We start from the raw sequence: 11873 nt of genomic DNA on the forward strand, positions 1-11873 counted from the left end.
GGAACCTGACCGTTATCATGCAGGCGCGATTCGCCATCCCGGCTGATCGTACAGAGTGGCCGTTTCAACGGCAAAGAGAGTGGTACCGCGGGTACAGCAAGTCGGAATTTTTGCTCCCGTCTCTCAAAGGTTTCTTGCCTTTGGGGGGCGGTTTTTTTGTCCCCAAAGTGCAGAACAGACGCTTTGAAGGAGGCAGTTTACTATGATGGACGCAACGAAATACAGTGTAGGATATTATCCGCCGCCGGTCGAGCCCGGCCACGTCTATGAGTGGACGAAGAAGGATCATATCGAGAAAGCCCCCGCGTGGTGCAGCGTGGACCTGCGTGACGGCAACCAGAGCCTGATCGTGCCGATGAGCCTTGAAGAAAAACTCGAATTTTACGATATGCTTGTAAAAATCGGCTTCAAGGAAATCGAAGTCGGGTTCCCCGCCGCCAGCGAGACCGAATATGAATTTCTGCGCACCCTGATTGACGGCAACCGCATCCCGCAGGATGTGACCGTGCAGGTGCTGACCCAGTGCCGCGACCATATCATCCGCAAGACGTTCGAGGCCGTCAAGGGAGCACCCCGCGCTATCATCCATTTCTACAATTCCACCAGCGTGGCCCAGCGTGAGCAGGTGTTCAAGAAGTCCAAGGAGGAAATCAAGAAGATTGCCGTGGACGGTGCCAAGCTGGTCAAGCAGCTGAGCGAGGAGTACGAGGGCAACTTCCTCTTTGAGTACAGCCCCGAGAGCTTTACCGGCACCGAGCCGGAATACGCGGTGGAGGTCTGCAATGCCGTGCTGGATGTTATGCAGCCCACGCCGGACCGCCCCATGATCATCAATCTGCCGGTCACGGTGGAAATGAGTATGCCGCACATCTACGCCAACCAGATTGAGTGGTGCGCCAACCACCTGAAATATCGCGACAGCGTTATTTTGTCCACCCATCCGCACAATGACCGCGGCTGCGGCGTGGCGGATGCCGAGTTGGCCGTGCTGGCGGGTGCACAGCGCATTGAGTGCTGCCTGTTCGGCAACGGCGAGCGCACCGGCAACGTGGACGCCATCACGCTGGCCATGAATATGTACAGCCACGGCGTTGACCCCCATCTCGATTTCAGCAATATGCCGGAAATCTGCGAAACCTATGAGCGCGTCACCCGGATGCACGTCTATGAGCGCACGCCGTATGCGGGCGCACTGGTCTTTGCAGCGTTCAGCGGCAGCCATCAGGACGCCATCGCCAAGGGCATGACCTGGCGCAAGGAGAAAAAGCTCCACCAGTGGACCTGCCCCTACATTCCCATTGACCCGCATGACATCGGCCGCACCTATGACGCTGACGTCATCCGCATCAACTCGCAAAGCGGCAAGGGCGGCATCGGCTTCCTGCTGCAGCAGAACTACGGCTACAATCCGCCGCCGAAGATGCGCGAGGATCTGGGCTACCGCGTCAAGGACGTCAGCGACCACGAGCACCGCGAGCTGAGTGTGAAAGAGGTGCTCTACGTCTTTGAGAAAGCCTACCTCAACCACAACAGCCCCCTCAATGTGCCCGAGGCGCACTTTGTGCAGAACCCGGACAACACCATCACCGCGAATGTGACCATCACCAGCGGCGGAAGCACCATCCACTGCACCGCCACCGGCAACGGTCGTCTGGACGCCGTGGCCACGGCGATTGAGCAGCAGACTGGGATGCACTTCACGCTGGTGCACTACAGTGAGCACGCGCTGGACTTTGACACGAACTCCCGCGCCTGCTCCTATGTTGGCCTGAAGTGGGCTTCCGGCGAGGAAACCTGGGGCTGCGGTACCCACACGGATATCATCGTGGCGGGCATCAGGGCGTTGGTAAGCGCGATTAACAATAAGTGAGTGCGGAACAGGAAACGTGCTACAGAGCAAAATTATTTAAGACTTAAACCGGAGGTTTACTACCATGGGTATGACCATGACGCAGAAAATTCTGGCCGCCCACAGCGGTGAGGCAACTGTTACGGCGGGCCAGCTGATTAACGCTAAGCTCGATATTGTGCTTGGCAATGACATCACAACGCCGGTCGCCATCAATGAGTTCAACAAGGCCGGGTTTGACTCGGTGTTTGATAAGACCCGCGTCAACATTGTGCTGGATCATTTTGTCCCCAACAAAGATATTAAGAGTGCGACCCAGTCCAAGCAGTGCCGCGAATTTGCCGATAAGTACGATATTCTCAACTTCTACGATGTCGGCCAGATGGGCGTGGAGCACGCTCTGCTGCCGGAAAAGGGCATTGTGACGGCGGGCGACTGCATCATCGGCGCGGACAGCCACACCTGCACCTACGGCGCAGTGGGCGCGTTCTCCACCGGCGTCGGCTCCACCGATATGGCCGCCGGTATGGCCAAGGGCGTGGCGTGGTTTAAGGTTCCCGCCGCCATTAAAGTTGAGCTGAAAGGCCGCCTGCATAAGCCGGTCACCGGCAAGGACGTCATTCTGCACCTGATTGGTGAAATTGGCGTTTCCGGTGCGCTGTACAAGAGCTTGGAATTTGTCGGTGAGGGCGTGAAAACCCTGACGATGGAGGACCGCCTCTGCATCTGCAATATGGCCATCGAGGCCGGTGCCAAGAACGGCATCTTCCCGGTGGACGAGGTGACCGAAGGCTATCTCAAAGGCCGCAGCCAGCGCCCATGGGTCAAGTATGAGGCTGACCCCGACGCCGAGTATGAACGCACCATCGTCATTGACCTTGACGCGCTGGAGCCCACCGTCAGCTATCCGCATCTGCCGGAGAATACCCACCTCGCCAAGGAAGGCAAGGACATCAAGATTGACCAGATTGTGATTGGCTCCTGCACCAACGGCCGCATTGAGGATATGCAGGCCGCGTATGAGATTCTCAAGGGCAAGCACATTGCCAAGGGCGTGCGCGGCATCATCATTCCCGCCACGATGGCCGTCTACAAGGAGTGCATCCTCCGCGGCTATACCGAGGCCTTCATCGACGCAGGCTGCATCGTCTCCACCCCCACTTGCGGCCCCTGCCTGGGCGGCTATATGGGGATTCTGGCGGCAGGGGAGCGCTGCGTCTCCACCACCAACCGCAACTTTGTCGGCCGTATGGGCCATGTGGATTCCGAGGTTTATCTCGCCAGCCCGGCCACCGCAGCGGCCAGCGCACTGACCGGCTACATCACTGACCCGAGGGAGGTTTGAGCTATGAACGCAAGAGGTCCTGTTTTTAAATACGGCGACAATATTGACACTGACGTCATCATCCCGGCCCGCTACCTGAATACCCAGAGTGCTGCCGAGCTGGCCAGCCACTGCATGGAGGACATCGACAAGACGTTTGTCACCCGCGTCAAGGCCGGTGATATTATGGTCGGCGGTGAGAACTTCGGCTGTGGCTCCTCCCGCGAGCACGCGCCGGTTGCCATCAAGGCGTCCGGCATCAGCTGCGTGATTGCCAAGAGCTTTGCCCGTATTTTCTACCGCAACGCCATCAACATCGGCCTGCCGATTCTGGAGTGCCCCGCCGCCAGCGAGGCCATCCGCGAGGGGGACACCGTCAGCATCGACTTTGATACCGGCGTCATCACGGACGAGACCACCGGCCAGACCTTCCAGGCCGCGCCGTTCCCGCCCTTCATCCAGAACATTATCGCCAAGGGCGGCCTGATGAACAGCTTAAAAGACTAAGAGGGAACACAGATGAACAAGAATATTGCCTTGATTTACGGTGACTGCTCCAGCCCCGAAATCGTGACGCAGGCAGTGCGCGTGCTGGACAAGATTGCCGCCAAGCACGGCCACACCTTTACCTACACCCGCGCTTATATGGGCGGCGAGGCCATTGATAAATTCGGTGACCCGCTGCCCGCCGCCGAGCTCGAAAAGTGCAAGAACTCGGACAGCGTCCTGCTGGGTGCCATCGGCGGCCCCAAGTGGGAGGGCCTGCCCGGTGACCAGCGCCCAGAGAAGGGACTGCTGCGCCTGCGTGCGGGTATGGGCCTGTATGCCAACAACCGCCCGGCCAAAATCTGGCCGCAGTTGGCCGATGCCTCCCCGCTGAAAAAGTCCATCGTGGAGCAGGGCATTGACTTTATCGTGGTGCGTGAGCTGATCGGCGGCGTCTACTTCGGCGAGCACAAAACCGTGGAGCAGAACGGCGAGAAGGTCGCCATCGACACGATGCCCTACTCCGAGCATGAGATTGAGCGTATCGGCCGCATCGGCTTTGAGACGGCGATGAAGCGCCGCAAAAAGCTGACCTGTGTGGACAAGGCCAACGTGCTGGACACCAGCCGCCTGTGGCGTGCTGTGATGCACCGCCTGCGGGCCGAGTACCCCGATGTGGAGTACAGCGAGATGTTTGTGGACAACTGCGCGATGCAGATTTGCAAGAATCCGGCGCAGTTTGACGTGATTGTGACCGAGAATATGTTCGGTGACATCCTTTCGGACGAAGCCAGCGAGATTACCGGCAGCATCGGTATGGTGCCGTCCTCCTCGCTGGGGCAGGGAACCTGCGGCCTGTATGAGCCCATCCACGGTTCTGCGCCTGATATTGCAGGGCAGGACGTTGTGAACCCGATTGCCTGTATCCTCTCGGCGGCCATGATGCTGCGCTACAGCTTTGATATGCCCGCCGAGGCCGATGAAATTGAGGCCGCGGTGAACGCCGTTCTTGACGCGGGCTACCGCACCGCCGATATGATGGCTGACGGCTGCACCAAGGTTGGCTGCACCGAGATGGGCAACAAGATTTTGGAGCATATTTAAAAGGATTCCCCCGCAGGGGAAGGCAAAGCGTCCCCCGATGGTTCCGCACCATCGGGGGACACTTTTATTTCTCCATCACATCCCGCCAAGGATGTTTCTCGGCCAGCTCGTTCCGGCGGCGGTTGCGCCAGAAAAGCAACGCCGCCAGCGCCGCGCCGAACAGGATGACTGCCGCAAGGTTGGGCAGGCCCACCGCGGGCAGCAGCGGCGTGATCCATTTGTCGACGAACCAAAACACCACGAACCACAAAAACAGCATGGCGGCTGTAATGGCGCCGTACCGCACACCTTTTTCGGTAGAGGCCGCCCACTCGGCGGGGACAATGCGATGCAGCAGCCACGCACTGGGCATCATAATGGCAATGCAGAGCACAAGCCAGACCGCGTCATAATGGCAGTCCCACGGGCGGCCCAACACCGTATAGGTCGCGGCGGAGGCCAACGCAAACGTGCACAGCCACACAAGGCTGTCTGCCATGTAATCCGCAAACTTCGGCTTGGGCATGCTTGCCAGCAGATTCCGCTTAAAAACATCTACGTCCCCGATGACCGACGGCAGATAGTCGTGCCGGGCCTCGGCCTGTGCCGCCATCGCAATCAGGTCCTTGCGGATCAGCTCGATCTCGTACCCGATGCCGCATGTGTTGTCCGCTACGCTGATGATTTCCGTGATAGTGTCCCGGTCGTACTCTGCCAGCGTTGAAAAAATCAGGTCATTTTCCTTTTTCAGTTCGCGGTACTCGTTGCGGATACTTTTCATGGTTTAGCCCTCCTTGTCCTGTAAAATGCGGTTCACAGCAGCGCCGGTCGTCTGCCATGCTGCGACAAATTCGGCGAGGCACTGCGCCCCGTCCGGCGTCAGCTGGTAATATTTGCGGCTGGGGCCGCCCGACCCGGCGCGGTATTCGGCGGCAATCAGCCCCTTGCGCTCCAGCCGCAGCAGCAGGGGGTAGAGCGTGCCCTCGGTCAGATCGGCAAAGCCGCTCTCCCGCAGGGTGACGGCAATGGCATAGCCGTAGGTAGGCTCCCGCGATATGATTTTCAGGATGCACCCTTCCAGCGTGCCCTTGCGCAGCTGTGCTTGGTCAAACACGGTGTTCACCTCCTGACTACCTTGTATTACCATATTCCTTGCCTATATTGTAATGCAAAGTAGTGCGTCTGTCAACAGGCAATAAAAAAATACATCCCAACAGGTGGGATGTATTGCAAAAAAACAAAGGAAAGTATGCCGGGCCGGGCGCACCCAGCCCCTTCAGCGCGTCAATATAGCTGCGGCGTCATTCAGGCGTTCTCCCACGGGGAACGGATGATTTCCCCGGAGTCCACCTTGGCAAACTCAGCCACCGATGCACCGGCCTTGACAATGCCGCCGGGCGCAATGTGCACGCCGCGGCCGAGGGTTGCGTTGTGGTCCACGATGGCCCCGGCGTTGACGATGCAGCCCACACCGAGATGCACGTCCGCGCCGACATAGGCCTGCGGCAGGATGATGCAGCCCGGCTCCAGCACGGCGCTGGGGCTGACCGAGGCCGCGTCACTGATAAACACCGGTGTGGCGTAGCCCGCAGCCGCCAGCTTTTGCAGCAGCTGTACCCGCAGGGCGTTGTCGCCCAGTGCCACAAAGGAAGGGCGTCCCCTGCGCAGGATGGCGGGGTCAAGGTAATCCCGCAGACCGCCCACGGCGTCCGGGGCGTTGTCATCCAGAAAATCCGCGCTGCCCCAGCCCTCGTCCATCAGCCAGTCATTCAGCTGGGTGCCAAAGCCGCCGCGGCCCAGAATCAGCGGACGTTTTGCGTTAAAACCAATTTCAATAAAAGGCATAATTATCCCTCCTGTTGGGTTGTCTGTGCGGCCTCGCCCTCTGCGGCGGGGTCCTCCAGGCTGGTGCGTGGGTGTACGGCAAGCGGGTCCGGCAGGGTGCCGTTCTGCAAATCCTGCAGGGCCTGCGGCACACCGGGGAAGAACCGTACAATGCCGGTGCCGCTGCAATGCAGGCCGTCAAAGAAATCTGTCTCCTGCAGGCCCTCAATGCAGGTGGGGTCATAGCTTCCGTAAAGCGGAATGTTGTTCTGGGAACAATACTCACGCACCCAGTTTTCCACCTCAAAGAAGCCTTTGTGGTTCTCCGGCTCGGTGAGCAGGTAGTCATACAGGTAGGGGTGCCACGGCGAAAGCACAAGGATGACCGTGGTTCCCTGCGTCTGTGCATACTTGATGAAGGAGTCAAACGCCTGCATCTGGGTGGGGCTCATCTCATCGAAGCCCTCCATATGTACGCTGTTGAAGCTCATACAGGCTCCGGCGGCCAGCGCACGTATCTGATCCTCCGTTTGGGTTCGGAACGCTACATCGTACAAAACGCTGCCGTCCGACCGCTTGATGGTGGTGTTCTGGTTGTAGGGGTCACCCTCCACGGGGTTGAACTCAATCGCGTTGCCGTCATCGTCGGTCACGGTGGACTGCCCGCGGTTCTTCACGTAGTAGTCCACGTTGCCCTGAAAATAAGCCGGGTCTGCCAGTGCCTTCCACAGCTCCACGGTGTCGGGCTCCTCGTAGTCGGTGGGGACGTTCAGCACCTTGGTTAAAAATTCGTTGTACAAATCGGCATCGGCGCGGGCGTCAAAGGCGTCCTCGCTGCCGTAAAAGACCCATGGGTCAAGGCTCCACAGCAGCACCTTGGGCGCCTTGCCGTAGGTGACCATCTTATAATAGCTGGTCATATTGTCCCGCACGTCCGCGCCGGTGACACCCATATTGAAGAAGCTCTCGACGCCAGTGTTCTCGCGGTTGAACTGCAGCACGCGGCTGGAGCCGATGCCGATGGCTTCGGGCGTTTCGGGTACATCCTGTGCAAACAACTGTACCACCTCGCGCTCGTCCATCTGCTCGAAGTTTGTCACATCATAGCCCTGCAGCATCAAATCCACAATGCGGCGGGGTGCAAGCGCACCTTGAAACAGGCCGCTGCGGTCGACGTTGTAGCTGAACGCTACCATAAAGACCAGCACCGGCACCAGAAGCAGAAACTTGAACGCCGTCTTGATGCCGAAATAAATACGGCGCACCACCCCCTGCAAAAACCAGAGGATGGGGTTGCGCTTCTTCCGGCGGCGCTTCTGCGCCGGGCGTGTGGTGCCCTGTGCGGCGCGGTGCACCTTGACCGGCTGCGTGGGAATCGGGGTAGGGGATTTGGCCATTGTTCTGCACCGCCTTTCTCAGTATTGCTGATAGATGAACGCCGACTGTCCGAAGGCGGCAAAGAAGAGGATTGCCGCGGCGGCGCCATAGTAGAGGGTCCAGCGCAGCGGCCAGACCTGTTGACGAATCCAGCGGGCCACGCTGCGGCCGTTGTGCTCCGCCGCAAAGACGATGAAGCAGCCGGACAGCAGCACCACCGGCAGGCGGCCGTCAATGCCAACGCTGTAAATCAGCTCGGACACCTGTGCCCACGAGCCGGCCAGACCGTCCCAACCCTGCAGCATGGCAGAATAGACAGCGAAGGGGTCCACGTTGTAGAGCGCCGAGGCAAAGAACACCAGTGTCAGGCAGAACAGCGCGTCAGTGACAAGGCACTGCCACAGCACCTTGAACCAGCCGATGCGGTAAAGGGGATTGCAGCGGTTGATTTTTTTGCGCAGCTTGGCCGTCATAGCGCCAAAGGCAGCGCATAAGCCGCAGGCAAGGCCCCACGCCAGATACCGCCAGTCTGCCCCATGCCACAGGCCGGAGAAGATAAAGACGATTACGATGTTCAGATAATGCCGCCACGGCGCACAGCGGCTGCCGCCGAGGGAAAAGTAGATGTAATCCCGGAACCAGCCGGTCATCGAGATATGCCAGCGCCGCCAGAAGTCATTGAAGCTGCTGGCCTCAAAGGGGGACTGGAAGTTCTCAATCAGGTCATAGCCCAGTATGCGGGCCGCGCCCAGGGCAATGTCACAGCAACCGGAGAAATCCATGTACAGCTGCACGGCAAACAGCACGGCGGCGGCGGTCAGGTTGGGGCCGCTCATATTGGCGGCATCGCCGTAGACCATCCCGACATAGAGGGCCAGGTTGTCGGCAATGACCATCTTTTTGGTGTAGCCCCACAGCATACGGAACGCGCCGCCCGCGCAGCGGCCGTAGCTGAAGCGACGGCTTTTCTGTATCTGCGGGCGCATCTGGGGGTAGCGCTCAATCGGGCCGTTAATCAAAGTCGGGAAAAAGCTGACAAACAGCGCATAGTGCAGCGGGTTCAGCTCCACCCGGCAGCGCCGCTTGTAGACGTCGATGGCGTAACTCATCGCGGCAAAGGTGAAGTAGCTCAACCCCAGCGGGGCCAGCAGATTGTCGCGGTGGGACAAAACACTTCCGCCCATGGCGTCCGCCAGCAGATTCCAGTATTTGTAGAAAATCAGAATCCCGATGCCGAACCCGACCGAGGCAATCAGCGCAAGGACGCGCACGGCCTTGTAGCGGCATTTGCCGATGATAAGCCCGCAGAGCCATGTCAGGGCTGTGGCGGCCAGCAGCACCCAGACCAGCGGGCGGTTGACCGGGTCATAACAGAAAAAGCCATAGCTGGCAATCAGCAGAAAATACGGCCGCAATACGCGGGGCAGGACATAGTTGATAAGCGCCACCGCCGCAAAAAAAGCAAGAAACAACAGCGAGGTAATCGCCATTGTCTGGCCCTCACACAAAAAGGCGAGGACCTGCTCCCAGGTTATTGTCATGATTCCTCTCTCCGTTTCGCCGCAAGACTCACTTCTTGATTTGCTCCTCCAGGTCGCGCACTCGCTTTTCCAGCAGGGCATTTGCCTGGGTCAGCCGCTTACATTTGTCCGCCAGCTGGCTGATGGCCACACTCAGCGAGAGCAGCACCACCAGCACAAAGCAGAACATCAGAAGGAACACCAGATTTACCGGCATTTCAATGTCCAGCAAATCCCGCAGAACGTAAATCACATAGGGGAACACGGCCGCAATGACCAGCCCCACCGAGAGCGCCAGCCAGAGCAGGCTGTACTTCACGCTCATATAGCCGCGCTTTAAAAAAGCGAAGATAATCAGCAGCAGCGCCACCGCGCCCAGAATCATGAACAGCTGTAATTGTCCGGTCATGCGCGGCCTCCCTTCTGCTTATGGATGGAAAAACGGTCGATGAGAAGCGCCAGCGTGACCTTAATCATATAGTAGGCGCTCTTGAAGCTGTGAATACTGGACACGCCGCCTTGACGCTCCCGCATAATGACAGGGGCCTCCGCCACCGTGAAGCCTGCCAGACTGGCCGCCAGAATGGCCTCCGGCTCGGGGTAATCGGCGGCATAGTGCTGTGCAAAATAGGCGGTCATACGCGCATTGGTGGCGCGGAAGCCGCTGGTCACATCCAGCACCCGCTTGCCGGACAGCAGGAAAATCATCCCGCTGAGCCACCGTATGCCGACCCGCCGCATAAAGCTGGTCTGGAAGCCTTCCTTTTTAATAAAGCGGCTGCCGATGCACATATCGCACCGGCCGTCCAGAACCGGCTGCACAACCTCCATCAGGTAGGCGGGGTCATGCTGGCCGTCGCCGTCCATCTGAACGGCAACATCATAGCCGTGCCGCACGGCGTACAGGTAGCCGCACTGCACGTTGCCGCCGATGCCAAGGTTGACGGGCAGATCCAGAAAAGGATAGTGGTGGCTGCGCAGCAAATCAGCGCTGCTGTCGGTGGAGCAGTCATTCACAACCAGAAAATCCACCTCCGGGCAGACGGCCCGCAGATTTTCCACCGTGTTTACGATATTATCTTCCTCATTATAGCAGGGAATGATAACAAGAATTTTCTTGTCCAAAATGGGTGTACCTCTCAATTTTGGTGGTAGGGTGCGGATAGATGCCGAATCAGCCGCGGCCCAGCGTGAAGGCCTCCAGCCGCTGCAGCAGCTCAGCCCGGCGGTAGTGGACTGCGTAGTAGGCGTAGGCCTTCTGCCCCAGCGCGGCGCGCTCGGTGTCGGTCATACGGTAAAGCGCCAGCATATTGTCTGCCAGAGCCTTGCGGTCGCAGGCAGGGCTGACGAGCCCGCCGCCGCTTTCCTGCACCGCCGCATAGCCGGCACCGTTCATCGAAGCCAGCACTGGCTTGGCCGCGGCCATATAGCTGGCCAGCTTGCCGGGCACGGTCAGCCCCAAATCCGGGGAGTCGGACAGCGAAATCAACAGCGCGTCCGCAAGGGAAGTAAATTTGGGCACCTCGGTGGCGGGCACACTGCCGTAAAAGGTCACGGCGTCCTCGGCGAGCAGCTCGGCAACCTGTTTTTGCAAGGCCTCGCGGCTCATACCATCGCCGACCAGCAGCAGATGTAGCGTATCCGCCCCGGCGGCGCGGGCGTCCAGCACGGCCTGAATGACCATATCCAGGCTCTGCGCCGGGGTGAAGGTGCCGGTGAACACTACCGTAAATCGCCCGGCAAAGCGCTCAGCCAGCGCGGAATCCTGCTGCGGCACGGCGTAGAAATCCTCGCAGTACTGCGGAATCACGGCGACCTCTGCGGTACTCTTGCCGGTGCGGGTGCACAGGCGCTGCTGCAGCGGCTCACTCATCGCAATCAGGCGGTCGCAGCGCTTGTACAGGCTGTCGCTGACCGTCTGGGCAACCCAGCGCAGGAAGCGGTTCCTGACCGGCAACACGCTGTACAGATTCTCCGGCCACAAATCCAGCACATAGTTTGTGAACGGTACATGGTGCTTTTTTGCGTATTTGATGGCGGGCCAGCACATCAGCACCGGGCTTGTGTTGAAGCAGAACACCGCATCATACCCGCCGGGCAGGCGGTGCAGGGCGCGGGCTGCATACAGCGGCCAGCTGACATAATTCAGAAAAATTGTCTTGCCAGTGTTGCCCTTGCGGGGAATCTCCCGCGCACGGAACACCCGGGCGCCCTTGTACGTTTCCTCAAATGGGCCATCGGCACTGTAGCCGTCAAACCATTCGCCCTTGGGGTAGTTGGGCAGGCCGCACAGCACGTCCACACTGAGGCCGTCCTGCACAAAACCCTCGACAATATCGTTGATACGGAAATTCTCCGGCCAGAAATGCTGGGTTACTACTAAAATTCGTTTCTGCATACGTTTGTTTCT

The 11873-nt window shown here is 59.2% G+C and carries 12 protein-coding genes and 1 other annotated feature (1 of these 13 only partly in view); of the genes, 4 read left to right on the forward strand and 8 right to left on the reverse strand.

From position 1 onward, the window contains the following. Positions 1–127: a binding site (T-box leader), on the forward strand; it begins 126 nt to the left of the window's first position. A 75-nt stretch (positions 128–202) separates the two neighbouring features. From NE623_RS12135 to leuB, 4 genes are all read left to right on the forward strand, one after another. Next, positions 203–1870, forward strand: coding sequence for a 2-isopropylmalate synthase (locus NE623_RS12135; protein ID WP_256272869.1), 1668 nt, complete (start codon positions 203–205; stop codon positions 1868–1870). Positions 1871–1934: 64 nt separating this feature from the next. Further along, a complete protein-coding gene (leuC, locus tag NE623_RS12140) occupies positions 1935–3194 on the forward strand; it encodes a 3-isopropylmalate dehydratase large subunit (protein WP_256272867.1) in 1260 nt (419 codons plus the stop codon). Positions 3195–3197: 3 nt separating this feature from the next. Then, positions 3198–3680 carry a 3-isopropylmalate dehydratase small subunit gene (leuD, locus tag NE623_RS12145; protein ID WP_256272866.1) on the forward strand — a complete coding sequence of 161 codons (483 nt, stop codon included), beginning with the start codon at positions 3198–3200 and terminating at the stop codon, positions 3678–3680. A 12-nt stretch (positions 3681–3692) separates the two neighbouring features. Then, entirely contained in the window at positions 3693–4763 is a 1071-nt protein-coding gene (gene leuB, locus NE623_RS12150) for a 3-isopropylmalate dehydrogenase (RefSeq protein ID WP_256272865.1), read from the forward strand. 64 nt (positions 4764–4827) lie between these two features. Here the strand turns inward: leuB and NE623_RS12155 are convergent, their stop codons facing one another. From NE623_RS12155 to NE623_RS12190, 8 genes are all read right to left on the reverse strand, one after another. Then, positions 4828–5523: a hypothetical protein gene (locus NE623_RS12155; RefSeq protein ID WP_256272864.1), complete on the reverse strand. Its 696-nt coding sequence runs from the start codon at positions 5521–5523 to the stop codon at positions 4828–4830. A gap of 3 nt (positions 5524–5526) precedes the next feature. Beyond that, positions 5527–5856, reverse strand: a complete 330-nt coding sequence (locus tag NE623_RS12160; RefSeq protein ID WP_370866746.1) for a PadR family transcriptional regulator — start codon at positions 5854–5856, stop codon at positions 5527–5529. Positions 5857–6047: 191 nt separating this feature from the next. Further along, a complete protein-coding gene (locus NE623_RS12165; protein WP_256272862.1) occupies positions 6048–6587 on the reverse strand; it encodes a PglD-related sugar-binding protein in 540 nt (179 codons plus the stop codon). A gap of 2 nt (positions 6588–6589) precedes the next feature. Then, positions 6590–7963, reverse strand: a complete 1374-nt coding sequence (locus tag NE623_RS12170) for a hypothetical protein (RefSeq protein ID WP_256272860.1) — start codon at positions 7961–7963, stop codon at positions 6590–6592. Between the two features lie 18 nt (positions 7964–7981). After that, positions 7982–9484: an MBOAT family O-acyltransferase gene (locus NE623_RS12175; protein WP_256272859.1), complete on the reverse strand. Its 1503-nt coding sequence runs from the start codon at positions 9482–9484 to the stop codon at positions 7982–7984. 28 nt (positions 9485–9512) lie between these two features. Then, positions 9513–9872, reverse strand: a complete 360-nt coding sequence (locus tag NE623_RS12180; RefSeq protein WP_256272857.1) for a DUF2304 domain-containing protein — start codon at positions 9870–9872, stop codon at positions 9513–9515. Continuing rightward, positions 9869–10588, reverse strand: a complete 720-nt coding sequence (locus tag NE623_RS12185) for a glycosyltransferase family 2 protein (protein WP_256272855.1) — start codon at positions 10586–10588, stop codon at positions 9869–9871. Before NE623_RS12185 ends, NE623_RS12180 begins: the two co-directional genes overlap by 4 nt. 49 nt (positions 10589–10637) lie before the next feature. Then, positions 10638–11861, reverse strand: a complete 1224-nt coding sequence (locus tag NE623_RS12190) for a glycosyltransferase family 4 protein (protein ID WP_256272853.1) — start codon at positions 11859–11861, stop codon at positions 10638–10640. Between the last annotated feature and the right edge of the window lie 12 nt (positions 11862–11873).

Origin of the sequence: Gemmiger formicilis, from assembly GCF_024462815.1 — a bacterium.
Lineage (GTDB): Bacteria > Bacillota > Clostridia > Oscillospirales > Ruminococcaceae > Gemmiger.

Coding starts and splice junctions, on each gene's coding strand:
- NE623_RS12190 (WP_256272853.1), bottom strand. CDS start 11,861: ATGCAGAAACGAATTTTAGTAGTAACCCAGCATTTCTGGCCGGAGAAT.
- NE623_RS12180 (WP_256272857.1), bottom strand. CDS start 9,872: ATGACCGGACAATTACAGCTGTTCATGATTCTGGGCGCGGTGGCGCTG.
- NE623_RS12135 (WP_256272869.1), top strand. CDS start 203: ATGATGGACGCAACGAAATACAGTGTAGGATATTATCCGCCGCCGGTC.
- NE623_RS12165 (WP_256272862.1), bottom strand. CDS start 6,587: ATGCCTTTTATTGAAATTGGTTTTAACGCAAAACGTCCGCTGATTCTG.
- leuD (WP_256272866.1), top strand. CDS start 3,198: ATGAACGCAAGAGGTCCTGTTTTTAAATACGGCGACAATATTGACACT.
- leuC (WP_256272867.1), top strand. CDS start 1,935: ATGGGTATGACCATGACGCAGAAAATTCTGGCCGCCCACAGCGGTGAG.
- leuB (WP_256272865.1), top strand. CDS start 3,693: ATGAACAAGAATATTGCCTTGATTTACGGTGACTGCTCCAGCCCCGAA.
- NE623_RS12175 (WP_256272859.1), bottom strand. CDS start 9,484: ATGACAATAACCTGGGAGCAGGTCCTCGCCTTTTTGTGTGAGGGCCAG.
- NE623_RS12170 (WP_256272860.1), bottom strand. CDS start 7,963: ATGGCCAAATCCCCTACCCCGATTCCCACGCAGCCGGTCAAGGTGCAC.
- NE623_RS12155 (WP_256272864.1), bottom strand. CDS start 5,523: ATGAAAAGTATCCGCAACGAGTACCGCGAACTGAAAAAGGAAAATGAC.